At 69.6% G+C, this 25,083-nt stretch carries 20 protein-coding genes; 12 read left to right on the top strand and 8 right to left on the bottom strand.

Translation table 11 applies throughout. From position 1 onward, the window contains the following. Positions 1-28: 28 nt before the first annotated feature. Positions 29-757, bottom strand: a complete 729-nt coding sequence (locus M3330_RS02120; protein WP_006551298.1) for an amino acid ABC transporter ATP-binding protein — start codon at positions 755-757, stop codon at positions 29-31. 297 nt (positions 758-1,054) lie between these two features. Here M3330_RS02120 and miaB point away from each other — a divergent pair, with 297 nt between their 5' ends. Both miaB and M3330_RS02110 read left to right on the top strand, forming a co-directional pair. Then, on the top strand, positions 1,055-2,512 hold the full coding sequence (gene miaB, locus M3330_RS02115) for a tRNA (N6-isopentenyl adenosine(37)-C2)-methylthiotransferase MiaB (RefSeq protein ID WP_230826295.1): 1,458 nt from the start codon (positions 1,055-1,057) through the stop codon (positions 2,510-2,512). Beyond that, the gene (locus M3330_RS02110; protein WP_016692697.1) at positions 2,500-3,093 is read left to right on the top strand and encodes a hypothetical protein; all 594 of its coding nucleotides are present in this window, start codon (positions 2,500-2,502) and stop codon (positions 3,091-3,093) included. The genes miaB and M3330_RS02110 overlap by 13 nt, the downstream gene beginning before the upstream one ends. A gap of 76 nt (positions 3,094-3,169) precedes the next feature. Here the strand turns inward: M3330_RS02110 and M3330_RS02105 are convergent, their stop codons facing one another. Beyond that, positions 3,170-4,582 (bottom strand): DUF349 domain-containing protein, encoded by a 1,413-nt coding sequence (locus M3330_RS02105; protein ID WP_019289176.1) that lies wholly within the window; start codon positions 4,580-4,582, stop codon positions 3,170-3,172. Positions 4,583-4,731: 149 nt separating this feature from the next. On the opposite strand from M3330_RS02105, the gene M3330_RS02100 reads away from it, so the two are divergent. From M3330_RS02100 to M3330_RS02080, 5 genes are all read left to right on the top strand, one after another. Then, complete coding sequence (locus M3330_RS02100) at positions 4,732-5,445, top strand: hypothetical protein (protein WP_255026830.1); 714 nt, start codon at positions 4,732-4,734, stop codon at positions 5,443-5,445. Continuing rightward, entirely contained in the window at positions 5,442-6,404 is a 963-nt protein-coding gene (miaA, locus tag M3330_RS02095) for a tRNA (adenosine(37)-N6)-dimethylallyltransferase MiaA (RefSeq protein ID WP_006551303.1), read from the top strand. The genes M3330_RS02100 and miaA overlap by 4 nt, the downstream gene beginning before the upstream one ends. A gap of 10 nt (positions 6,405-6,414) precedes the next feature. Continuing rightward, on the top strand, positions 6,415-7,281 hold the full coding sequence (dapF, locus tag M3330_RS02090; RefSeq protein WP_006551305.1) for a diaminopimelate epimerase: 867 nt from the start codon (positions 6,415-6,417) through the stop codon (positions 7,279-7,281). A gap of 105 nt (positions 7,282-7,386) precedes the next feature. Next, positions 7,387-8,853 carry a GTPase HflX gene (gene hflX, locus M3330_RS02085; protein ID WP_006551306.1) on the top strand — a complete coding sequence of 489 codons (1,467 nt, stop codon included), beginning with the start codon at positions 7,387-7,389 and terminating at the stop codon, positions 8,851-8,853. After that, positions 8,853-9,893 carry a hypothetical protein gene (locus M3330_RS02080; RefSeq protein ID WP_255026827.1) on the top strand — a complete coding sequence of 347 codons (1,041 nt, stop codon included), beginning with the start codon at positions 8,853-8,855 and terminating at the stop codon, positions 9,891-9,893. Before hflX ends, M3330_RS02080 begins: the two co-directional genes overlap by 1 nt. Before the next feature lie 52 nt (positions 9,894-9,945). On the opposite strand, the gene M3330_RS02075 is transcribed toward M3330_RS02080, so the two are convergent. From M3330_RS02075 to M3330_RS02060, 4 genes are all read right to left on the bottom strand, one after another. Further along, positions 9,946-10,203: an HPr family phosphocarrier protein gene (locus M3330_RS02075; protein ID WP_006551308.1), complete on the bottom strand. Its 258-nt coding sequence runs from the start codon at positions 10,201-10,203 to the stop codon at positions 9,946-9,948. Positions 10,204-10,306: 103 nt separating this feature from the next. Continuing rightward, complete coding sequence (locus M3330_RS02070) at positions 10,307-12,397, bottom strand: fructose-specific PTS transporter subunit EIIC (protein WP_255026826.1); 2,091 nt, start codon at positions 12,395-12,397, stop codon at positions 10,307-10,309. A gap of 8 nt (positions 12,398-12,405) precedes the next feature. Then, complete coding sequence (gene pfkB, locus M3330_RS02065; protein ID WP_255026825.1) at positions 12,406-13,395, bottom strand: 1-phosphofructokinase; 990 nt, start codon at positions 13,393-13,395, stop codon at positions 12,406-12,408. Beyond that, positions 13,392-14,159 (bottom strand): DeoR/GlpR family DNA-binding transcription regulator, encoded by a 768-nt coding sequence (locus M3330_RS02060; RefSeq protein WP_019289185.1) that lies wholly within the window; start codon positions 14,157-14,159, stop codon positions 13,392-13,394. The genes pfkB and M3330_RS02060 overlap by 4 nt, the downstream gene beginning before the upstream one ends. Positions 14,160-14,292: 133 nt before the next feature. Here M3330_RS02060 and ptsP point away from each other — a divergent pair, with 133 nt between their 5' ends. From ptsP to M3330_RS02045, 3 genes are all read left to right on the top strand, one after another. Further along, positions 14,293-15,960 (top strand): phosphoenolpyruvate--protein phosphotransferase, encoded by a 1,668-nt coding sequence (gene ptsP / locus M3330_RS02055; RefSeq protein ID WP_019289186.1) that lies wholly within the window; start codon positions 14,293-14,295, stop codon positions 15,958-15,960. A gap of 200 nt (positions 15,961-16,160) precedes the next feature. Next, positions 16,161-17,453, top strand: coding sequence for a solute carrier family 23 protein (locus M3330_RS02050; protein WP_052039972.1), 1,293 nt, complete (start codon positions 16,161-16,163; stop codon positions 17,451-17,453). A gap of 172 nt (positions 17,454-17,625) precedes the next feature. Then, entirely contained in the window at positions 17,626-18,768 is a 1,143-nt protein-coding gene (locus M3330_RS02045) for an acyl-CoA dehydrogenase family protein (RefSeq protein ID WP_006551314.1), read from the top strand. Positions 18,769-18,844: 76 nt separating this feature from the next. On the opposite strand, the gene lexA is transcribed toward M3330_RS02045, so the two are convergent. Continuing rightward, a complete protein-coding gene (gene lexA, locus M3330_RS02040) occupies positions 18,845-19,555 on the bottom strand; it encodes a transcriptional repressor LexA (protein ID WP_006551315.1) in 711 nt (236 codons plus the stop codon). A 285-nt stretch (positions 19,556-19,840) separates the two neighbouring features. Here lexA and M3330_RS02035 point away from each other — a divergent pair, with 285 nt between their 5' ends. Continuing rightward, entirely contained in the window at positions 19,841-20,416 is a 576-nt protein-coding gene (locus M3330_RS02035; RefSeq protein WP_255026822.1) for a LysM peptidoglycan-binding domain-containing protein, read from the top strand. Between the two features lie 193 nt (positions 20,417-20,609). After that, positions 20,610-21,080 carry a transcriptional regulator NrdR gene (gene nrdR, locus M3330_RS02030; RefSeq protein ID WP_006551317.1) on the top strand — a complete coding sequence of 157 codons (471 nt, stop codon included), beginning with the start codon at positions 20,610-20,612 and terminating at the stop codon, positions 21,078-21,080. A 42-nt stretch (positions 21,081-21,122) separates the two neighbouring features. Here the strand turns inward: nrdR and hrpA are convergent, their stop codons facing one another. Next, positions 21,123-25,016, bottom strand: coding sequence for an ATP-dependent RNA helicase HrpA (gene hrpA / locus M3330_RS02025; RefSeq protein WP_255026819.1), 3,894 nt, complete (start codon positions 25,014-25,016; stop codon positions 21,123-21,125). Positions 25,017-25,083 lie beyond the last annotated feature (67 nt).

Raw genomic sequence — 25,083 nt, 5'->3', positions numbered from 1 at the left:
CGGGTGGCCCGTCGGTGCGGGAATCAGGTCAGTGACTGAGGATCTTGCCGAGGAAGTCCTTGGCGCGATCGGATTTCGGTGCGGTGAAGAAGGTCTCGGGATCGGTGTCCTCGACGATGCGACCGTCGGCCATGAACAGAACGCGGTCGCCGGCCTTGCGGGCGAATCCCATCTCGTGGGTGACCACGACCATCGTCATGCCCTCTTTCGCGAGGGAGGTCATCACGTCGAGGACCTCCTGGACCATCTCGGGGTCGAGGGCGGAGGTGGGCTCGTCGAACAGCATGACCTTGGGATTCATCGCGAGCGCGCGTGCGATCGCCACGCGCTGCTGCTGGCCGCCCGACAGCTGCGCCGGGTATTTGTCGGCCTGATTGGCGATCCCGACCCGGTCGAGCAGCTGCATCGCCGACTCGCGGACCTTGTCCTTCTTGATCCTGCGCACCTTGAGGGGGCCGAGCATGACGTTCTCGAGGATCGTCTTGTGGGCGAAGAGGTTGAACGATTGGAACACCATGCCGACGTCCGAACGAAGGCGGGCGAGTGCCTTGCCCTCCTCCGGCAGCAGGGTGCCGTCGACGTGGATCTCTCCCGAATCGATCGGTTCGAGCCGGTTGATGGTGCGGCAGAGGGTCGATTTGCCCGAACCCGACGGGCCGACGACGATGACGACCTGTCCTCGCGGAATCTCGAGGTTGATGTCCTGCAGTACGTGCAGGGATCCGAAATGCTTGTTCACCCCGTTCATGGAGATCATGGACGAGCTGGTGTCCGACTTCTCGGACGGACGATCCGTTCCGGCGGCCGCTGATGTCATATCTGCAGACCCTATGCCGTCCGACGCCCGAGACTTCGCATTTCGGGACACCTTCGACACGCGCGTCACGGGATTTTTACTGCACGAGCAGTATCGGATACCTCGACGGGGCACGCGCGGTCGGCGCGAGGAAAGGGGACCCGCCGAGGTGAGATACCCTGAGACGTGTCACTGATCGACGAAGAAGCCCCCCGTACCGGTGCCCGGACCTACGAGGTCCGCACCTACGGCTGTCAGATGAACGTACACGACTCCGAGCGTCTGTCGGGGTTGTTGGAGGACGCCGGCTTCACCAAGGCCGCGCCCGGCGCGTCACCGGATCTGGTGGTCTTCAACACCTGCGCGGTGCGGGAGAACGCCGACAACAAGCTGTACGGCAATCTGAGTCATCTGCGTCCGGTCAAGGACGACAACCCCGACATGCAGATCGCCGTCGGAGGCTGCCTCGCCCAGAAGGACCGCGACACGGTCGTGAAGAAGGCGCCCTGGGTCGACGTGGTCTTCGGCACGCACAACATCGGCAATCTCCCCGCACTGCTCGAACGCGCGCGGCACAATCGCCGTGCCGAGGTCGAGATCCTCGACGCCCTCGAGGCGTTCCCCTCGACGCTGCCCGCCAAGCGCGAGTCGTCGTACGCCGGATGGGTGTCGATCTCCGTCGGCTGCAACAACACGTGCACCTTCTGCATCGTGCCGTCGCTGCGCGGCAAGGAGGTCGACCGGCGCCCGGGTGACATCCTCGCCGAGGTGCAGGCGCTCGTCGACGAGGGCGTGCTCGAGGTGACACTGCTCGGCCAGAACGTCAACTCCTACGGCCGGTCCTTCGCCGATCCGGAGCAGCCCCGCGACCGGGGCGCCTTCGCGTCGCTGCTGCGCGCGTGCGGCGACATCGAGGGCCTCGAGCGGGTGCGCTTCACGTCCCCGCATCCGGCGGAATTCACCGACGACGTCATCGACGCGATGGCGCAGACCCCCAACGTGTGCCCGCAACTGCACATGCCGCTGCAGTCCGGCAGCGACCGGATCCTGCGCGCCATGCGCCGCTCGTACCGCAAGGAACGCTTCCTTGGCATCATCGAGCGGGTTCGGGCCGCGATGCCGCACGCCGCGATCACCACCGACATCATCGTCGGTTTCCCCGGTGAGACCGAGGAGGACTTCCAGCAGACCCTCGAGGTCGTCGAGAAGGCGCGTTTCACCAGCGCGTTCACCTTCCAGTACTCGAAGCGTCCCGGCACGCCCGCAGCAGACATGGAGGGTCAGGTCCCCAAGGCCGTAGTGCAGGAGCGCTACAACCGTCTGATCGCGCTGCAGGAACGCATCACCCTCGAGGAGAACCGCAAGCTCGTCGGCACGGAGGTCGAACTGCTCGTCGCGGCGGGGGAGGGTCGCAAGAACGCCGAGACCGCCCGGATGAGCGGGCGTGCCCGCGACGGCCGCCTCGTCCACTTCCGTCCCGAGGGCGCGATCGACACCGCGGTGCGTCCCGGCGACGTCATCACGATCGTCGTCAGCGACGCCGCGCCGCACCACCTCGTCGCGGACACCCCGATCCTCACGCACCGCCGTACACGTGCGGGCGACCACTTCGAACAGGGCCGGTTGCCCAAGACACCGCCGATCGGTGTCGGACTCGGACTGCCGAGCATCGGCGTCCCCGACCCGCTGCCGCCTCAGATGGGATGCAACGCATGACCACCGACAAGCCGCACGATCACCACGCGACGGGTGACGTACGCGCCGAACTCGAAGCCGCCGAACGGAAGGTGGCGAGCGACATCGACCCGGGCGCCCGGGCGATGTTCGTCGCGATCGCCGTCCTGATCCTGCTGGCGACCTTCAGCCTGCCCCACGCCGGATCCGCCAACGGGTGGGAGGTGCTGTCCTTCGCCCCGGACGCGACCACCGAGGAGATCGGTCTGCCGTCGCGGCTGTTCGTCGGCTTCGCAGTGGTCTTCGCCGGGCTGGGCTCGATTCTCGCGCTCGTCACCCGCAAGTGGGCGTTGGCGTGGGTGTCTCTGGCCGGCTCGGCGGTGACCATCGTCTTCGGCATGCTCGCGATCTGGTCGCGCCAGACCCTGCCCGTCGAGTCGTCCGCCGCGGGACCGGGATTCGGTCTCGTGATCGGCTGGTTCGCCGTCATGGTGATCGTCTTCCACTGGGCCCGCGTGGTGTGGGCGCGGACCTCGGCCCAGCTCGAGGCCGAGGCCGAGTTGCGGAAGGTCGCAGCACAGCACGAGCGGCCCCGCCTGATGCGCGACGACCCCGAGGCCTGACGCCTCCGGCACGAACACGACGATCTCCCTCTCCCGGACCGGGAGAGGGGGATCGTCCGTCTCGGATGTCGCGGGGTCAGCGCTCGCCGACGGCACCTTCGGCCGCGTCGGCCCACTCGCGCCACTGCGCGGCCTGGGCGAGAGCCTTCTCGGCCTCCTTCGCCCGGCCGGCGGCGGTCGCCTTGGCGGCCTGCTCCTCGAACTGACGCACCCGCTCACGGAACTGGGCCGCACGCGCGAGGGCCTCGGGATCGGTGCGGCGCCACTCGGAATCCGCGGCCTCGCGCACCTTCTTCTCGATGGCCCGCAGACGGCCTTCGAGATCGTGCATGCGCTCGCGCGGCACCTTGCCGATCGCCTCCCACTGGTCCTGCAGCTCGCGCAGGCGCGCCCGGGCACCTTCGAGATCGGCCGACGGGTCGATCGAGGAGGCCACCTCGAGCAGGGCCTCCTTCGCGCGGGCATTCTCCTCGAACTCGGCGTCGCGCTCGGCGTTCGCGGCGTTGCGTGCGGCGAAGAAGACGTCCTGGGCGCCCTTGAACCGCTTCCACAGCTGGTCGTCGGCGTCCTTCGGTGCCCGTCCGGCCGCCTTCCACTCGGCGAGCAGGTCGCGGAAGGCCGCGGCGGTGGCACCCCAGTCGGTGGAGTTCTGCAGCTCCTCCGCCCGGGCGACGAGTTCTTCCTTGCGGCTCTTCGCCGCGGCGCGCTCGCGGTCGAGTTCGGCGAAGTGGGCTCCGCGACGCCGGTTGAACGCCTCGCGTGCCTTCGAATAGCGACGCCACAACACGTCGTCGACCTTCCGGTCGACCCCGCGGATGGTCTTCCACTCCTCGAGGATCTCGCGCAGCCGGTCGCCCGCGGCCTTCCATTGGGTGGATTCGGCGGCGATCGTCTCGGACTCGGCCGCGAGGGCCTCCTTGCGGGCCGTGCTCTCGGCGCGCCGACGCTCCTTTTCCTGCTTGGCGAGAGCCGCAGCCTCCTCGGAGTGCTCGATGATCGCGGTGAGCCGGGCGGCGAGCGCATCGAGATCACCGATGACGGCGGCGGTCGGCAGCGACTCGGCCAGTGCCTCGGCGGCCGCGCGGGTCTTCTTCACGTCGGCGGTGCCGGAGGTCAACCGGGTCTCGAGGATCGCCACCTCGGTGACGAGATCGTCGTAACGGCGTCCGAAGTGCGCGAGGCCCTCGGCGGCGTCGCCTGCCTGCCACGATCCGATGCACCGCTCGCCCTCGCTCGTGCGGACCCATGCGGTGCCGTCCTCGTCGACGCGTCCGAACCGACTCGGATCGCTCGCGGGCACCGCCGGGACGTGGGGGTGCGTCTGGGCCGCGACGGGATGCGGCTTCGGGGGTGCTGCGGTGGAACTGCCGTTCTCTCGGCCCGCGGGGCCGGGCGTCGCAGCATGGGCTCGGGGTGTGGCGGGACCGGGACGCGGGGTCCGCTCCTGCGTCGACTCGCCGGTTCGGTCCTGTGCGTTCGGGTCGCTCATCGATACCTCATCTCTGCCGCGCGGCACGGCTGCCTGGTCGCATGGGTCTACCGCCGGTCGATCCCGGGGCTCCGCGATCGTGTCCGCTCACTATTGAAACAGGTCGTGTCCATGCAGGGCGCCGGGTCCGGTGGACTACGGTTGCCGATGTGTTGACCGCCGCGGCGTTCGTGCCGTCCCCACCGCTGCTCGTCCCCGAGCTCACCGGTCTCGCCGTCTCCGAGACCGACGATCTGCGCGAGGCGGTTTTCGAGGTCGGTCGCAGCCTGTCCGGTGCCGCGGAATGGGTGGTCGTGGGAGCCGAGACGGCCGAACAGACCGTTCCTTCCACCGCGCGCGGAACCTTCCTCGGGTTCGGTGTCGACGTCACGGTGCAACTCGGTCCTGAGGCCGCCGGTGAACCCGATCCCGCGCTCGCGTTGACCGCGCTGGTGGCCGGCTGGATCCGCGACCGCACGGCACCCGGCACCCACGTGACGACCCACGTGGTGGCCGCCGACGCCGACGCCGCCCACTGCGCCGATCTCGGCCGCGACCTGCGTGCGGAGCTCGACCGCGACGATCTGCCGCGAGCACTGCTGGTCGTCGCGGACGGAGCGACGACCCTCACCGCCAAGGCGCCCGGCGCCTACGATCCGCGCTCGGAGGAGGTCGAGGCGGCCCTGGCCGCAGCGCTCGGCGCCGGCGACACGGAGGTGCTCGCGGCGCTCGACCCCGACCTGTGTTCGGACATCAAGCTGACCGGCCGCGCTGCCTGGCACGTCCTGGCGGCCACCCTCGGAGCGCGCCCGCGCTCGGCGTCCGTCACCTACTCCGCCGCGCCCTACGGCGTGGGCTACCACGTGGGGATCTGGACACCGTGAGCGCAGAAAGCACCGGTCCCGCCGACACGCTCGTACCGATCGCGGTGGTGGGCCCCACCGCCACGGGCAAGTCCGATCTCGGACTGGACCTCGCCGAAGCGCTCGGCGGCGAGATCGTCAACATCGACGCGATGCAGCAGTACCGCGGGATGGACATCGGGACGGCCAAGCTGGCACCGGACGAGCGTCGCGGGATCCCGCACCATCAACTCGACGTCCTCGACGTCACCGAGACCGCGACGGTCGCCCGCTACCAGCAGGCCGCGATCGCCGACGTCGAGGCGATCCTCGGCCGCGGCCGCCTCCCGATCGTCGTCGGCGGATCGATGATGTACGTGCAGGCACTGCTCGACGAATGGCAGTTCCCGGCGACGGATCCGCAGGTCCGTGCCAAGTGGGAGGCGGTGCTCGAGACCGAGGGGCCCGCCGCGGTCCACCGGGCGCTGCAGAGCGCCGATCCCGCCGCCGCGGCGACGATCCTGCCCACCGACGGCCGCCGCATGGTCCGCGCGCTCGAGGTCGTCGAGCTGACCGGGCAACCGTTCGCGGCGTCGCAGCCGACGATCGGTGAGCCCCGCTGGGGCACCGTGATCCTGGGCGTCGACCGCGACACCGCCGAACTCGACGACCGCATCGCGCGGCGCACCGACCTGATGTTCGAACGCGGCCTCGTCGACGAGGTGCACGGACTCCTCGAAGTCGGGCTGCACGAGGGCGTCACCGCACGTCGCGCGATCGGCTACGCACAGGTGCTCGCGTACATCGACGGGGAGTACGACCTCGACCACGCACGCGAGCGGACGTTCATCGGGACCCGGCGCTACGTGCGACGGCAACGCTCGTGGTTCCGCCGCGACCCGCGCATCCACTGGCTCGACGGCGCCGACCCCCACCTGCTCGACGTCGCGTTGCGGGCCGTCCGGGACGCACGCACATCACCGGCCTCACCAGCCCGATAAGGTAGCGCGCATGGAGTTCAGCAAAGGGCACGGAACCGAGAACGACTTCGTGATCCTTCCGGATCCCGACGCCCGCCTGGACCTCGACGCAGGCCGGATCGCGGCCCTGTGCGACCGGCGTCGCGGGCTCGGCGCCGACGGTGTGCTCCGCGTGGCCCGGGCCGGGGCACTGGTGTCGGCCGGCGCGCTCGGAGAACTGCCCGAGGGCACCGACGCCGACGACTGGTTCATGGACTACCGCAACGGCGACGGATCCATCGCCGAGATGTGCGGCAACGGTGTGCGGGTGTTCGCGCACTATCTGACCGCGCACGGGTTCGAGGACCGCCGCGAGTTCGTCGTCGGCAGCCGGGCGGGAGGCAAGCCCGTCACCGTGCACGAGACAGGACCGGTCCTCGGCGAGGTGACCGTGGACATGGGGACGGTGCGCACCCTCGGCGAGTCGGCGGCGACCATCGACGGGCGGGTCTATCCGGGCATCGGCATCGACGTCGGCAACCCGCACCTCGCGTGCGTGGACCCGCACCTGAACGACACGAGCCTTGCCGGTCTCGACCTCACCTCGCCCGGCTTCGACCCGGGCTTCTTCCCGCACGGGGTCAACATCGAGTTCCTGACCCCGATCGCGGCCGGGACGGTCCACATGCGCGTCCACGAACGCGGCGTGGGGGAGACCCGCTCGTGTGGAACCGGCACGGTGGCCGCGGCTGCTGCAGCCCTGCGCTTCGACGGCGCATCCGACGGCGCGGTGCAGGTGCGGATCCCCGGTGGCTCGGTCGAGGTGCGCATCGAGAACGGTCGCGCCTGGTTGCGCGGGCCGTCTGTGCTGGTCGCGACGGGTGAACTCGACGACACCTGGTGGTCGGCGCCGATCTGATCGGCGCCGCTCGGCCCGGCCGGCGCGCACTTGGGTACCCCCCGCGCGGATGCGGCAGAAAAACTCGAATGCACCGATTCGGGCTTCGTGACACCATGGAGGTGTATGACGAACACACAGCGCATGCATCGCGCAACCACAGATGACAGCACTCCGACCGCGTACGACGCATCCGGAGGCTGGACCGCCGAGGATCCGTCCGTCGGCGAGATGCAACTCGAAGACCGTAGCGCGTTGCGGCGTGTGGCCGGTCTGTCCACCGAACTCGAGGACATCACCGAGGTCGAATACCGCCAGCTCCGACTCGAGCGTGTCGTGCTCGTCGGTGTCTGGACGGGCGGAACGGCCGCCCAGGCGGAAGCGAGCCTGGCCGAGCTGGCCGCGCTCGCCGAGACTGCGGGCTCCGAGGTCCTCGAAGGCCTGGTCCAACGTCGTGACCGGCCCGATGCCTCCACCTACATCGGCTCCGGCAAAGCCGACGAACTCCGGGAGATCGTCCTGTCCACCGGCGCAGACACCGTGATCTGCGACGGCGAACTCACCCCCGCCCAGCTCACCGCGCTGGAGAAGGTCGTCAAGGTCAAGGTCATCGACCGGACCGCGCTGATCCTCGACATCTTCGCCCAGCACGCCACCTCGCGAGAGGGCAAGGCACAGGTCTCCCTCGCACAGATGGAGTACATGCTCCCGCGTCTGCGTGGCTGGGGCGAATCGATGTCGCGGCAGGCCGGTGGCCGTGCCGGCAGCAACGGCGGTGTGGGCCTGCGCGGTCCCGGTGAGACGAAGATCGAGACCGACCGTCGCCGGATCCGTGAGCGGATGGCCAAGCTCCGTCGCGAGATCAAGGCGATGAAGGCCGCGCGCGACACCAAGCGCACCCGGCGTCTGCGCAACAAGATCCCGTCCGTCGCGATCGTGGGATACACCAACGCCGGTAAGTCGAGCCTGCTCAACAAGCTCACCGGCTCCGGTGTCCTGGTGCAGAACGCACTGTTCGCGACCCTCGACCCGACGACCCGCCGGTCGGCGCTGCCCGACGGCCGCGAGTACGTGCTCACCGACACCGTCGGTTTCGTCCGGCACCTCCCGACCCAGCTGGTCGAGGCGTTCCGGTCGACTCTCGAGGAGGTCGCCGACGCCGATGTGCTGCTCCACGTCGTCGACGGCTCCGACCCCATGCCCACAGAGCAGATCAAGGCGGTGCGCGAAGTCGTCACCGAGGTGCTCCGCGAATCGGACGCACCGCCGCCGCCGGAACTGATCGTCGTCAACAAGATCGATGCCGCCGACCCGGTCACCCTGACGCAGTTGCGCAGCGCGATCCCCGGCGCGGTGTTCGTCTCCGCGCACACCGGCGTGGGCGTCGAGGAGTTGCAGACCCAGCTCGCGGGTCTGCTCGAGGATCCCGACGTCGAGGTGAAGCTGCTCCTGCCGTACACCCGCGGTGATCTGCTCGCGCGCATCCATTCGGACGGTCAGATCCTGTCGTCCGAGCACGAGGTGGACGGCACGCGGGTGCACGCGAAGGTGCCGGCAGCGCTGGCGTCGGCATTGGTCGACTTCGCGGCCTGATGCGGGTCGTACGCCGGGCGGCGCTGCTCGCTGCCGTCGCGGCGTTCGTGCCGGTCTCGCACGCAGGCGCGCAGGACACCGAGATTCCGGTCGTGGATCTGCCGACCGAGATGCTGTGTACCCCCGACGATCCCGTGCTCACCGAACTGTCCGGCCTCGCGACGATCGGCGACCGGCTGTTCGCGACGCCCGATGCCGGGGAGGACGAACGCATCGTCGAACTCGACGACGATTGCTCGGTGCTGCAACGCGTTCCGTCGCCCGTCGATCCCTACGACGTCGAGGATCTCGCCGCGGGGCCCGACGGCCGGTTGTGGCTCGGGGATCTCGGCGACAACACCCGCGTCCGCGAGACGATCGCGCTCATCTCCCTCGACCCCGACACCGGGCAGGGAGATCTGCACCGGCTGACCTATCCCGACGGTCCCCGCGACGCCGAGACCGTGCTCGTCTCCGCGACAGGCGAACCTGTGATCGTGACGAAGGCGCTGTTCGGCTCGAGCAATGTCTACCGGCCCGCACGCGGACTCACGATCGACGGCCTCCCCGTCCCGGGACCTGCCCCCCTCGAGAGGGTCGGGTCGCTGGCACTCGGACCGTCGGACACCCCCGGCGGTCCCATTCCCGGTGCGTCCTCCTCGATGATCACCGGCGGTGCGGTCAACGCCGACGGGACGGTCGCGGCGGTCCGCACCTACACCGACGTCTACCTGTTCCACGTCCCCGACGGCGATCTCGCGTCCGCTCTGGTCGCCGGTCCGCGCTTCCGCGTCCCGGTCCCGGACGAACCGCAGGGCGAAGCCGTCGCATTCACCGCCGACGGTGACCTGGTCACCGCGTCCGAGCGCGGCGCGGCAGGCACGGAGAATCCACCGATCCATATCCGTCGCGGTGCGACCGATCTCTTCGCACCCGCGGACGACGATGCCGCGGACGAGATGTCGCCCGCGGCACTGCCGGTCGTCGGTGCGAGCGTGGCCGCCGGGGTCATCGCCCTCGGGGTGCTCGGACTCGTCGTCCGGCGCCGCGCCCGCCGCTGAGATCAGACGCCGCGACCGCGGCCGAGATCAGACGCCGCGACCGCGGCCGAGATCAGGCGTCGAGGTCCGCGGCGACCAGCTCCGCGACCTGCGCGAGGACCGCGTCGTCATCGCACGAGATCGTGACCTGCGTGCCCTTTTCTGCGCCGAGCGTCATGATCATCAGGGCCGAACCGGCGTCGACGGGCTCGCCGCCGTCGACCGCGAGGGTCACGGGGACACCGGCCGCGACCACGGCCTCGGCGATGATCCCTGCAGGACGGGCGTGCAGGCCGATGGACGAACCGACGGCAACGGTGGTGCTGGGCATGGGAATCTCCTTCGTGGTGGGGAAGTGCAGGAAGTCGGGTAGATCAGGCGCGTGCCGCTGTGATCAGGAGCGTGCCGCTGTGATCAGGAGCGTGCCGCTGTGATCAGGAGCGTGCCGCTACGGGCTGGGGGTTCGCCTCGTCGGCGGCAACCCGGGCGGGACGCGTGATCGACTTGGCGATACTGACCGCGAGTGCGGCGACCACCGTACCGGCTGCCAGTGCGATCAGGAACCACACGACGCGGTCCATCGCGAACAGCACGAACAATCCGCCGTGGGGAGCGGTGAGCGTGACACCCGTCGCCATGACGATGCCGCCGGTCACGGCGCCGCCGAGCATCATCGACGGGATGACCCGGAACGGGTCGGCCGCCGCGAACGGGATGGCGCCCTCCGAGATGAACGATGCACCGAGCAGCCAGGCGGCCTTGCCGTTCTCGCGTTCGGCCGTGCTGTAGAGACGCGGACGCACCAGCGACGACAGTGCCATGGCGAGCGGCGGAACCATACCGGCGGCCATGACCGCCGCCATGATCTCGAGCGAACCGGTGTTGGCGACGTCGAGACCCGCGACCGCGAAGGCGTAGGCGGCCTTGTTGACCGGTCCGCCGAGGTCGAAGCACATCATCAGGCCGAGGATCGCGCCGAGCAGCACCGCGGAACCACCGGACAGACCGTTGAGCCAGTCGGTGAGACCGGTCGTGATCGCGGCGAGCGGGCGACCGAGCAGCAGGAACATGAGCCCACCGACGATCAGGCTCGCGAGCAGCGGGATGATCACCACGGGCATCAGGCCACGAGCCCAAGTGGGCAGCGGGATACGGCCGACCCACAGGGCCGCGAAGCCGGCGATGATGCCGCCGACCAGACCGCCGATGAAACCGGCGCCGACGAAGACGGCCACCGCACCGGCGGTGAAGCCCGGAGCCAGACCCGGACGGTCCGCGATCGCGAAGGCGATGTACCCGGCCAGTGCCGGGACGAGGAACGAGAACGCCAACGAGCCGATCTGGTACAGCACCGCACCGAGATAAGTGCCGAGCCCACCCTCGGGAAGGTTGGTGAGCGTGTTGTCGAGGACGATGTCGGCGGCCGAGTCGGTGATGTCGGGACCGGCGAGCAGGAAGCCCAGAGCGATGAGCAGACCACCGGCCGCGACGAACGGGATCATGTAACTCACACCGGTGAGCAGGATCTGCCGCAGCCGGGTACCCCAACCGAGGTCGCTGCCGCTCTCCGACTCACCCGCCGGGGCGCCCGCGGTGCCCTCGACGGTGCGTGCGGACGGATCGGTGGCGGCCCGCAGGGCCTCGTCGACCATGGTGTCCGGTTCGTTGATCGCGCGCTTGACGCCCGATGCGATCACGGGCTTCCCGGCGAACCGTTCGCGGCCCTTGACCCCCACGTCGGTGGCGAAGATGACGGCGTCGGCGCCGGCGATCACGTCGGGGGGCAGGGGAGTGCTGCCGCTCGATCCCTGCGTCTCCACCCGGACCGTCACGCCTGCGCGTTCACCGGCGGCGGCCAGCGCATCGGCGGCCATGTAGGTGTGCGCGATACCGGTCGGGCACGCGGTGACCGCGACGATCGTGCGGCCTCCGGGCTGTTCCGCGCTCTGCGGAGGCGCGACCGCCGGCTTCGCAGCGGCTGTCGGTGACGGCTGTTCCGGCGCTGCGGTCGAGCCGGCAGGAGCGCTGACCGACGACTCCGGTCGGGGCGGGAGGACGTCCTCGACCAGCGCGATGACCTCGTCCGCGGAGGCGGCCGCGCGCAGCGACGCGACGAAGTCCGGGCGCACGAGTGCACGAGCGAGAGCGGTGAGCAGCTTCATGTGGTCGCCGCCCGCACCTTCGGGCGCGGCAATGAGGAAGACGAGGTCGGCGGGTCCGTCGGGCGCACCGAAGTCGGCCTTCGGGGACAGCCGGGCGAAACCGAGCGACGGCGTGGTCACCGCTTCGCTGCGTGCGTGCGGGATCGCGATCCCGCCGGGAAGGCCGGTGGCGGACTTGGCCTCCCGTTCGAGAACGGCCGCGGTGAGTGCGTCGGCGTCGGATGCGCGACCGTTCGCTGCGAGACGCTCGGCGAGCGCGGCGATGACGGAGTTCTTGTCGGATCCCAGGTCTACATCGAGCGAGACGAGTTCCGTGCCGATGATCGAGGAACCGTCTGCGGAGCCGGAGGTGGTGTCGGACATGACGTTCCTTAGGAGTGGGAGGGGAGCGGTCGGGGTCGGCGGTGGACGTCGGTGACGTGCACTCGGGATGGATCGACGGAATCGGTTGTGGGCAGGGCTGTTCCGGGGAGCGTGACGGCTGCGGTTCCGTACGCCACGGCGAGGCGCAGGCACTCGTCGGGGGTGTGACCGGCCTGCTCGGCGAGCAGATATCCGGCGAGCGACGAGTCGCCCGCGCCGACCGTGCTGCGGACCGTGACGTCGTCGGCGGTGGCCCGCCACGCGCCGGTGGCGGTGACCAGCACCGCGCCCGCACCGCCGAGGGTCGCGAGTACCGCGCCGACCCCGCGTTCCACCAGCACCCGTCCCGCGTCGACCACGGCGCCGACGTCTCCTGCGGCGGCGCCGGATTCGAGTTCGTGGGCGTCCGCGCCGGTGAGCTGGGCCAGTTCGTCGGCGTTCGGCTTGATCACGTCCGGGGCCGCCGCGGGGAACCGCTCGGCGAGGGCGAGCAGTGGCCGCTCGGAGGTGTCGACCGCGAGGCGGCATCCGAGACCGCGCAGGGCACCCACGAGATCGGCATACCACGACTCGGGCACACCGGGAGGAAGAGAACCGGACAGGACGGTCCACGCGGCTCCCTGCGCGCATTCCAGCAGGACTGCGTGCAACTCGCCGAGTGTGCGTCCGGTGCAGGGGGTTCCGGGTTCGTTGAGTTTGGTCGTGGTGCCGTCGGGTTCGGCGACGGTGATGTTGTTGCGCGTCGGCCCGGAGGTGGGCACGGCCCGATGGGCGATGCCCTGCTCGTCCAGCGCGGCGAGCAGAGGATCGCCGGCGTTGGCCGGGAGAACGGCGACGACCTCGGTCGTCGCGGCGTGCAGCACACGCGCGACGTTGATCCCCTTGCCGCCCGGATCGACGGTGGATCGCTCGGTGCGATGCACCTTCCCGCGCTCGAGCGGGCTCGTCAGCCCGACCGTGCGATCGAGACTGGGGTTGGCCGTGAGCGTGACGATCATGTCGTCACCACCTCGATTCCGTGTTCGATGAGTTGCCGACGGTCGGTGTCGTCGAGATCGGTGTCGGTGACCAGAACGTCGATCGGTTCGAGCGACGCGAAGCTCAGCAGATTGCGCCGACCGACCTTCGACGAATCGGCGACCACGACGACCCGGTCGGCGGTGCGCACCATCGCGCGCTTGACCGCGGCCTCGTCGGCGTCGGGGGTGGACAGGCCGTGGTCGATGCTCAGCGCGTTGGTGCCGATGAAGGCCACGTCGACGTGCACCGTCGACAAGGTGGCGAGGGCCTCGGCACCCACCGCGGCCTGCGTGACACCGCGGACGCGACCGCCGAGCAGGTGCAGCTGCACGGTGCTCATTGCGGCGAGGCGCGCGGCGATCGGCACCGAGTTGGTGACGACGGTGAGGTCGACCTCGGGCGGCAGCGCTCCGACGATCCTGCCGGTCGTGGTGCCGGCGTCGAAGAGCACGCTTCCGCCGGACGGCGGGAGGAAGGACGTCGCGGCGGCGGCGATGCGGTCCTTGTGTTCGGCGCGGGTGTGTTCGCGCTCGGAGAGGGCAGGCTCGGCCACCGAGAGCGAGGCGGCCGGGATCGCGCCGCCGTGAACCCGCCGCACGAGGCCCAGGCGTTCGAGGTGTGCGAGGTCGCGGCGCACGGTCTCGGTGGTGACGCCGTACCGGTCGGCGAGCACTGCGACCGACACGCGGCCACGTGCCGCCACCAGTGCTGCGATCGCCTGCTGCCGTTCCTCTGCGTACACCGACACTCCTGGGGGTACCCGATCTGTGGGGAGAACAATGTTGGTTTATGTTGTTTTACGCCCGTCTGTGTTGACATGTCAAGGCTTCCGAGTAATCTGAGTCACAATGAACTACTGCGGTGAGGAGATCTCCATGGAGCAGTCGGCGTCCGTCCTGTACGGCACCCCCGTCGTCCCCGGTATCGGATACGGGCCGGTCATCCGTCCCGTCGCGCGTCCTGTGGTCCCGGCGCAGGGCGCCTCGATCCCCGACACGGCGCGCGAGGCCGAGGTGGGCCGGTTCGAGGACGCCGCGAAGGTCGTGGCCGAGCGGCTGCGCGCCCGCGCCTCGCGTGCATCGGGTGCCGCGGCAGAAGTGCTCCAAGCCACCGCTGTGCTGGTCGAGGACCGCGCCTGGCGCGGGGCGACCGCGACGAAGATCCGGTCCGGATCCGACGCGGTCGGTGCCACCGTCGCCGCCACCGACCAGTTCGCGGCCCTGTTCGAGAAGATGGGCGGGCTGCAGTCCGAGCGGGTCACCGACCTGCTCGACATCCGCGACCGCGTGATCGCCGAACTGCAGGGCGCCCCCGAACCCGGTCTCGAGATGCCCGATTCGCCGTCCGTGCTCCTCGCGGCCGATCTCGCACCCGCCGACACCGCCGGACTCGACCCGTCCGTCGTCGTCGCGCTGGCCACCTCCCTCGGAGGACCCACGAGCCACACCGCGATCATCGCGCGCCAGCTCGGCATCCCGTGTGTCGTCGCGGTGGCAGGTCTCGACGACGTCCCTGCCGGCACCGAGGTGCTGGTCGACGGCGCGACGGGCCGGATCGTGATCTCCCCGGACAGCGCCGAGGCCGCAGCCGAGGTCGAACGCGACCGCGTCGAGCGCGAGCGGGTGGCGGGCTGGTCCGGTCCCGGCGCCACCGCCGACGGTCACCCGGTCGAGATCCTCGCCAACGTGCAGGACGGATCGGGTGCCCGCGCGGCGCGCCGGACGCCGGCGCAGGGCGTCGGACTGTTCCGCACCGAGTTGTGTTTCCTCGACCGCGACACCGAACCGACGGTGGACGAGCAGGCCGACATCTATGCGGAGGTCTTCGAGGCGTTCGAGGGACGGAAGGTCGTCCTGCGGACCCTCGACGCCGGCTCCGACAAGCCCCTCCGGTTCGCCAACCACCCCGACGAACACAATCCCGCCCTCGGCGTCCGCGGTATCCGCATCACGACCACGGCGCCGGGAGTCCTCGATCGTCAGCTCGACGCGGTGGCCGCCGCGGCCTCGCGCACCGGCGCCACGCCGTGGGTCATGGCACCGATGGTGGCGACCGTCTCGGAGGCGGCCGATTTCGCCGCGCGGGTGCGCGAGCGCGGGCTGTCACCCGGCGTCATGATCGAGGTTCCGTCCGCGGCGCTGCTCGCCGATCGGTTGCTCGAACATCTGGACTTCCTGTCGATCGGCACCAACGACCTCGCCCAGTACACGATGGCGGCCGATCGGATGTCGCCGCAGCTGGCCGCACTCACCGACCCGTGGCAGCCCGCGGTGCTCGCACTCGTGGCCCGCGCGGCGCAGGCCGGGGCGGCCGCGAGCAAGCCGGTGGGGGTGTGCGGCGAGGCGGCGGCCGACCCGCTCCTCGCCTGCGTCCTGACCGGAATGGGCGTGACGTCCCTGTCGTGCGCCGCGTCGGCGGTGACGGGTGTCGGCGCCCGGCTCTCCTCGGTCCCGATGGACCGTTGCCGTGAGGCGGCCGAGGCGGTCCTCGCGAGCGACGACCCCGTCGCGGCACGTGCCGCGGCAGCGAAACTGCTGGACTGAGCGGCGCGGCCGGGACGGCCTGTTCTACGCGGCCGGGACGGCCTGTTCTACGCGGCCGGGACGGCCTGTTCTACGCGGCCGGGACGGCCTGTTCTACGCGGCCGGGACGGCCTGTTCTACGCGGCCGGGACGGCCTGTTCTACGCGGCCGGGACGGCCTGTTCTACGCCGATGAGGCTGCCGGTTCTACGATGACCTGTCGTGACCGAACGAGCGAACACGACCGGACGCACGACCACACGCCGCGGCTGGACCCTGCACGGCGACGGACGTCGCATCAACCCCGGTGCGGTGGTCGCACCGCACGAGCGACTGTCGTGGCCGCGCACCATCGGCATCGGGATGCAGCACGTCATCGCGATGTTCGGCGCCACCCTGCTCGTGCCGACGATCACGGGCTTCCCCGTCACGACCACGCTGCTGTTCTCCGGTATCGGCACCGCGCTGTTCCTGATCATCACGCGCGGCCGGGTGCCCAGCTATCTCGGTTCGTCTTTCGCGTTCATCGCGCCGCTCAGCGCCTCGGCCGGTTCCGGTCCGGCAGCGCAGCTCGGCGGGATCGTCGCCGTCGGCATCGTGCTGGTGCTTGTCGGCCTCGTGGTCAAGGCGGCGGGTTCGCGCATCATCGACGCGGTCATGCCGCCGGTGGTCACCGGGGCGATCGTCGCCCTCATCGGCCTCAACCTCGCGCCGACGGCCACCGGATCGTTCGAAGCCCAACCGCTCGTCGCCACGATCACGCTCGTGGTCACACTGCTCGTGACGGTGGTCGGCCCGGGCATGCTCGGCCGCCTCGGCATCCTCGTCGGTGTGATCGTCGGATGGATCTTCGCGGCGTTCACCGGGGCGATCGCGTCCGAGCGCATCGACGCCATGCGCGACGCGGCGTGGTTCGGCCTGCCCGATCTGCACGGCCCCACCTTCGAACTGTCGGTCGTGCTGTTGGCGCTGCCCGTCGTCGTCGTGCTGGTCGCGGAGAACGTAGGCCACGTCAAGGCGGTCGCCGCGATGACCGGTCGAAACCTCGACGACATGGCCGGCAATGCGCTCATCGCCGACGGCCTTGCGACCACCCTCGCGGGTGCGGGCGGCGGCTCGGGCACGACCACCTATGCCGAGAACATCGGCGTCATGGCGGCCACGCGCGTGTACTCGACCGCTGCATACGCCGTTGCGGCGGTCACCGCCGTCGTGCTGGCCTTCTCGCCGAAGTTCGGTGCGCTGGTGTTCACCGTGCCCGAGGGCGTCCTCGGCGGCGCGACCCTCGTGCTCTACGGCCTGATCGGCATCCTCGGTGTCCGCATCTGGACGGAGGCGAAGGTCGACTTCACGGATCCGGTCAACCTCACGGTCGCGGCCGCGGCGCTCGTCGCCGGCATCGGCGACCTGACCCTGTCGATCGGCTCGGTCGAACTCGGCGGTATCGCCTGGGGTTCGATCGGCATCCTCGTCGCGTACCCGCTGCTGCGCAGACTCGCGGATCTGCGCCGCTGACCGGGAACCCGGCGCATCGGCCGACACCGACCCGTGCCCGCGGGTCGTTCGATACCGACGCGTACCCGCCGGGGTTGTCCGGGTCACAAAATGCGCTCGGTTGTGTCAGCGTCACCGCGCCCTCGTCTGCATACCGTGAGTATGTCGAACGACGTCTCACACAGGAGCGCAGATGCAACGCACCCTTTTCGAGCCCGAGCACGACCTCTTCCGGGAGTCGTACCGGAAGTTCCTCGAACAGGAGGTGGCCCCCTTCCACGAGCAGTGGGAGAAGGACAAGATCGTCGACCGTGAGGTGTGGAAGAAGGCCGGCGCGCAGGGCTTCCTCGGCATGGCGGTGCCGGAGGAGTACGGCGGCGGTGGCATGGACGACTTCCGCTACAACGCCATCATGGCCGAGGAGACCACCAAGCTGGGCTTCAGCGGTCTGGGCTTCATGCTGCACAACGATGTCGTCGCTCCCTACCTGCTCGAGCTCGCCAACGAGGAGCAGAAGAAGCGTTGGCTCCCGGGCTTCTGTTCGGGTGAGCTGATCACGGCCATCGCGATGACCGAGCCGGGCACCGGCAGCGACCTGCAGGGCATCAAGACCCGCGCGGTGCGCGACGGTGACGACTGGGTCCTCAACGGCGCCAAGACGTTCATCACCAACGGCATCCACTCCGATCTGGTGATCGTCGTCGCATGCACCGACCCGGAGAAGGGCGCCCAGGGCTTCTCGCTGCTCGTCGTCGAGCGCGGCATGCCGGGCTTCGAGCGGGGACGCAACCTCGACAAGATCGGCCTCGACGCGCAGGACACGGCGGAGCTCAGCTTCAACGACGTTCGCGTCCCGGCGGCCAACCTCCTCGGCCAGGAGGGCATGGGCTTCATCTACCTGATGCAGAACCTGCCGCAGGAACGTCTCGCGATCGCCGTCGTCGCCGCTGCTGCGATGGAGCGCGTGCTCGACGACACGATCCAGTACTGCCGCGACCGCAAGGCGTTCGGCAAGCCGATCGGCAAGTTCCAGAACACCCGCTTCGAGCTCGCCGAGCTCGCCACCGAGACCCAGCTGGCCCGGGTGTTCGTGGACCGGTGCATCGAGCTGCTCAACGAGAAGAAGCTCACCGTCCAGGAGGCCGCGATGGCCAAGTACTGGACCACCGACAAGCAGGTCGAGCTGATCGACCGCTGCCTGCAGCTGCACGGTGGCTACGGCTACATGCGCGAGTACCCGGTCGCCAAGGCGTACCTCGATGCCCGCGTGCAGAAGATCTACGGCGGCACGAACGAGATCATGAAGGAAGTCATCGGGCGCGGCCTCAACGTCTGAGGCACGTACGAGAAGGTCGGGGTGGCTCCGCTGTGCGGAGCCACCCCGGTCTCGTTCGTCTCCGGTGGCCCGGGGATCAGATCTTGCGGACGACCGTGACGACCTTGCCGAGGACGACTGCGTCGTTGCCCGGGATGGGTTCGAACATCGGGTTGTGCGGCATGAGCCAGACGTCGCCGTCGACCCGCTTGAACGTCTTGACGGTGGCCTCGCCGTCGAGCATCGCGGCGACGATATCGCCGTTGTCGGCGACGTTCTGCTGCCGGACGACCACCCAGTCGCCGTCGCAGATGGCTGCGTCGATCATCGACTGGCCGACGACCTTGAGCAGGAACAGCGAGCCCTGACCGACGAGTTCGCGCGGCAGCGGGAAGACATCCTCGACCGATTCCTCGGCCAGGATCGGACCACCGGCAGCGATCCGGCCGACGACGGGAACCATTGCCGCCGAAGGGATGTCGTCGGTCGACGAGCCGGCGACCACCTCGGGCGAGGACTCGGGTGCGGGGGTGGGCTCGAGACCGCGGACGTCCACGGCACGCGGACGGTTCGGATCCCGGCGCAGGAAGCCCTTCCGTTCGAGCGTGCGCAGCTGGTGTGCGACGGAGGATGTGGAGTTGAGGCCGACGGCGTCGCCGATCTCACGGATGCTCGGCGGGTACCCCCGTTCGCTGACGGAATCGCGGATGACCTCGAGCACACGACGCTGACGCTCGGTGAGGCTCGCGGTGGGATCGTCGGTCGCGGGTCCGCCCCGGCGGGCTGTGGATGTTCCGTCCGCCTTCATCGTGACCTCCGTGCGGCGAGTGTCGGATGGGTTGCAAGTTGCCTTTCGAATCTATCGAGATCCCGCGCGCATATCAAACAGATGTTCGAGATTCACCCTCCGAGGAGCTGCCGTCAGGCTGTGACTCGTGATAAAACATTCGAACAGACTTTCGTTCGAACACATGATCGAGTGGTCGGACGGGGTCGGAAGGCCACGCACAGCGACACGGACGGGGTCGGAAGACCACGCACAGCGACACGGACGGGGTCGGAAGACCACGCACAGCGACACGGAGGATTTCCGATGAGCAGAGCGGTTCGGATCGACACGGCGGTTCCGGTGGGTACGGCGCGACAGGGCGCGGTGGTCCGAACCGGTGCCTCAGTCCGGACGAGCACGGCAGGGCGGACCGTCGTGGGCCCGCCGGGAGCAGGTGCGCCCGGGGCGGCGGCATATCGCATCCGGCCGATCGCGACGTCGACGCTGCACCATCGCACCCGTGTCCCGGCGCGGACGAGACCGCGCGTCGCCGCGCCCTCGCGGGAACCCCTGCACCGCCGTTCGGAGATCGCACCGCGCAGTCGCCGGCCTGCGGAGGGGACGAGTTGGCGGCAGATGGCCACGACGGTGCTCCTCACCGCGCTCGCGACCACGATGCTCCTCGTGCTCGCTCACGTGCGCACCGATGAGGTGATCTCGCAGAGCGCCGGCACCACGGTCGTGCGAGAGGGGGAGAGCCTGGAGGCCTTGGCCGCTCGCGTGTGGCCCGACGTCCCGGTCGACGTCACGGTCGCGAGGATCGCCGACCTCAACTCGCTCGACGGTACGGCCGTGCAGGCCGGAATCCGCCTCCTCTTGCCGGATTCCAGCCGGGAATGAGGGCGTCGTGGCCCCGCCCGACCCGCGATCCGCTCCCGAGCCGGACAGGCGGGTATTGTCTAACACTGTCAGTCACACCACTCCGTGTGGTTGCGGCGGTGTCGGCCCACTCGCGGGTGGAGACGGTTCCGGTCGGGAGACATCGCTTCGGCGCCGACGTCGCGACCCGCACGGGCACGACGAAGGAACCGACATGTACTGCCCGTATTGCCGCCATCCCGATTCCCGGGTGGTCGATTCGCGCGAGGCAGACGAGGGTGCCGCGATCCGTCGTCGGCGGGCGTGTCCCGAATGCGGACGCCGCTTCACCACAGTCGAGACGGCCGTGCTGTCCGTCGTCAAGCGCAGCGGCGTGACCGAGCCGTTCAGCCGCGAGAAGGTCGTGCGCGGCGTGGCCCGCGCCTGCCAGGGGCGCGATGTCGACAACGACGCACTCAACAAGCTCGCGCAGCAGGTCGAGGACGCGGTGCGGGCGAAGGGCTCACCCGAGGTCCCGAGCCACGAGGTCGGACTGGCGATCCTCGGACCCCTACGCGATCTCGACGAGGTTGCCTATCTTCGATTCGCCTCGGTCTACCGTTCCTTCAGTTCTGCAGAGGATTTCGAACGCGAGATTCAGGAACTGCGCGAGCACAAGAAGTCCTGCTCGGTCGAGACCGACTGAGCGACCCGGTCGAAGCCGACCGCACGCCGGCCGGTCCGGTCGCTACCGGATCCCGTCGATCGCCTTCAGGACGCGCTTCTCCGACACCGGGATCCGCGTTCCGAGACCCTGCGCGAACAGGCTCACGCGCAGTTCCTCGATCATCCAGTAGATCTCGACCACCTCGGGCGCGGCGCGCCGTTCCTCCGGCAGTCGTGCGAGTAGCTTGTCGTAGGCGCCGTAGACGCGATCGAGCACATCCATTCCCGCGGCATCGCGATGCGCACTCGCCGGCAACGCCTCCAGGCGTTGCGCGGCCGCGGTGAGATAGCGCGGCAGGTCGGCGATCCGCCGCGACCCCAGATCGGTGACGAAGCCGGGGAACAGCAACGACTGCAGCTGTTCGCGTACGTCGTCGGCAGCCTCGCCGTCCGACCGATCGAGGAGCACACCCACCTCGTGGGCGCGGGACAGCACGGGCACAACCGCTTTCAACAGACGGGCCACGCGCCCCGGCAGGTGTGACCGCACCGTGGACGCGAGCGCCTCGAACTCGTCGGGCGTGCGCACGGGTGCGCCGTGTGCGGCGATAAGTTCGTCCACCGCGCAGGCACGGCAGTCCTCGATCAGCGCTTCGAACGATCCGTCGGGGTTCCGCCCGAGCGCGAGCCGCTCCATGTTGGTCAGCCCCGAGGTCACGGCCTTCGCCTTCGTCGGTGCCGACGACAGAAGCAGGGCACGCAACCCCTGACGCGTCGCGTTCTGCTGGGCCTGCGGTGTGCTGAGCACGCGCACCGCGACGCCGTCCTTCTCCGCGACCAGGGCAGGGTAACCGGTGACCTTCCGGCCACCGACCTCGCGGGTGACGGTCTCCGGCAGGTTCCCGAGGGTCTCGGCCGTCCACACCACCGCCGCGGGACGTTCGGTGCCCGCAGCGGCGCGCGAGACCTCCGCTTCGACCCGCGGAGCCAACTTCTTCCGCAGGGCCGCCAGGCTCTTGCTGCGGCCGAGCACGGTGCCGCGCTCGTCGACCGCGGCGAAGGTCATCCGCAGATGGTCGGGCAACGCACCGGTATCGAAGTCCGAGGGCTCGATCGTGCACCGGCCGAGCCGGGACAGCTCGCGGGCCATCGCATTGACGAGCGGTTCGGAGCGCGGCGTCACCGAGGCGAGGGCGGCCGCTGCGAAATCGGGAGCCGGTACGACCTGCCTCCGAAGGTGTTTCGGCAGGGTCTTGATGAGGGCCGTGACCAGCTCGGTCCGCATCCCGGGTACCAGCCAGTCGAAACCGACGGACTTGAGGTTCGCGAGCAGCGCGACGGGGACGCGGGCGGTGACACCGTCCTCCTCCGTGCCCGGCTCGAACTGGTAGGTGAGGGGGAACTGGATCTCGCCCTGGCGCCACGCGTCCGGATAGTCGCCCTCGAGCACCGAGGCGGCGTCCTGGTTCACCACGGTGTCCGGCGTGAACGTCAGCAGGTCGGGTTGCTGCCTGCGGGTCTTCTTCCACCACGTGTCGAAGTGCCGGGCCGAGATCGCCTCCGGGCCGACCCGCTGGTCGTAGAAGTCGAACAGGGTCTCGTCGTCGACGACGATGTCGCGGCGGCGCGCACGGTGTTCGAGTTCCTCGACGTCCTCGAGCAGCGCCCGGTTGTCGTGGAAGAACTTGTGCTGCGTGCGCCATTCGCCTTGCACGAGGGCGTGGCGGATGAACAGTTCGCGCGAGACCTCCGGATCGATCCGTCCGTACGGCACGGGACGCTGGGCGACCAGGGGGATGCCGTAGAGCGTGACGCGTTCGTAGGCCATCGCCGACTCGCGGCGCGTCGACCAGTGCGGCTCCGAGTAGGTGCGCTTGACCAGGTGCGGAGCGAGCTTCTCGACCCATTCGGGTTCGATGCGCGCGGCCGTCCGCGCCCACAGCCGTGAGGTCTCCACGAGTTCGGCGGCCATGACCCAGCGCGGAGGCTTCTTGAACAACGACGATCCCGGGAAGACGGCGAACCGTGCGCCGCGGGCACCGAGGAAGTCGCGCTTGTCGCCCTCGCGAAGACCGATGTGCGACAGCAGACCTGCAAGCAGGGACTTGTGGACGTCGTCGGGATTCACGTCGCGGTGGTGCGTCTGCCAGCCCATGTCGACAGTGATCTGACGGAGCTGCCCCTGCAGGTCCTGCCACTCACGGATCCGCAACCAGTGCAGGAACTCGTCGCGGCACAACCTGCGGAACCTGCTCGACGACAGTTCCCGCCGTTGCTCCTTCAGGTAGTCCCACAATCGCAGGAAGGCCAGGAAGTCCGAGCCCTCGACCGCGAACCGGGCGTGCTTCTCGTCGGCGGCCTGCTGGAACTCGGTCGGGCGTTCGCGCACGTCCTGGATCGACAGGGCCGCGACGATGATGAGCACCTCGCGCAGACATCCGTTCCGGTGGCCCTCGACGATCATGCGGGCCATGCGCGGATCGACGGGCAGGCGGGCGATCTCGCGGCCCGTCGCGGTCAGGCGCGGCGTCTCGCCCTTCTTGGCGGGTTCGAGCGCGCCGAGCTCCTCGAGCAGAGCGATGCCGTCGCGGATCGCGCGGGGATCCGGGGCCTCCACGAACGGGAACGCCTCGATGTCGCCGAGACCGAGCGCCGTCATCTGCAACACTACCGACGCGAGGTTGGTGCGCAGGATCTCGGGCTCGGTGAACTCCGGCCGGCCGTCGAAGTCGTCCTCCGAGTACAGACGGATGCAGATGCCGTCGGCGACACGACCGCACCGTCCGGCGCGCTGCCGCGCCGAGGCCTGCGAGATCGGCTCGATCGGCAGTCGCTGCACCTTCGTCCGCACCGAGTACCGCGAGATACGTGCGGTGCCGGGGTCGACGACGTAGCGGATGCCGGGAACCGTCAGGGACGTCTCGGCGACGTTGGTGGACAACACGACCCGCCGGCCCGTGTGCGGTGCGAAGACCCGGTGCTGTTCGGCCGCCGACAGGCGTCCGTAGAGCGGGAGGATCTCGGTGTTGCGGAGCTTGCGGTCGCGCAGTGCGTCGGCGGTGTCGCGGATCTCGCGCTCGCCGGAGAGGAAGACCAGGATGTCGCCGTCGCCCTCACACTGGAGTTCCTCGACGGCCTCGCACACCGCGTCGACGGGGTCGCGGTCGACCAGCGTGTCGCCCACCTCGACGGTCAGCGGCCGGTAACGCACCTCGACGGGATAGGTGCGGCCGGAGACCTCCACGATGGGGGCAGGCGTGCCGTTCGCGTCGGCGAAGTGGCGCGCGAAACGTTCGGGGTCGATCGTCGCCGAGGTGATGATCACCTTCAGGTCGGGGCGACGCGGAAGCAGCTGCGCGAGGTAGCCGAGCAGGAAGTCGATGTTGAGGCTGCGCTCGTGCGCCTCGTCGATGATGAGCGTGTCGTACTGGCGCAGCAGGCGGTCGCGCTGGATCTCGGCGAGGAGGATGCCGTCGGTCATCAGCTTGACGAGTGTCGACTCGGTGACCTGATCGTTGAAGCGCACCGTGTATCCGACGGCGTCGCCGAGCTCGGTGTCCAGTTCCTCCGCGAGTCGCTCGGCGACGGCGCGCGCGGCGATACGGCGCGGCTGGGTGTGGCCGATCAGGCCGCGAACCCCGCGCCCGAGTTCGAGGCAGATCTTCGGGATCTGCGTCGTCTTGCCCGAACCGGTCTCACCGGCGACCACTACGACCTGGTGGTCGCGGATCGCGGCGGCGATGTCGTCCTTGCGCTGCGAGACCGGTAGGTCCTCGGGATAACGGATCTCCGGGACCGACGACGCACGGGACGCGAGCCGGGCGCGGGCGGTCTCGATCTCGGCGGCGACCTCGGTCAGCGCCTCGCCGCCCCGCGCCCGGTCGAGCCTGCGACGGAGGCGCTTCTCGTCGCGGAGGGAGACCTCGGACAGGGCAGCGCGCAGTTCGCGACGATTCGGGGCGGGGGAGATGGACATGCTGATCACACAGCCTAGCGAAACGACCCGGTCTGGGCCGGTCGGGGAGGGCAGGCAGGCCAGGTGG

It is taken from the genome of Rhodococcus sp. GA1 (assembly GCF_024321955.1).
In the GTDB taxonomy this organism is placed as follows: Bacteria; Actinomycetota; Actinomycetes; order Mycobacteriales; family Mycobacteriaceae; genus Rhodococcus; species Rhodococcus pyridinivorans.
Note: the sequence above shows the minus strand (reverse complement) of the source record. Positions and strands in the feature narration are given on the sequence as shown.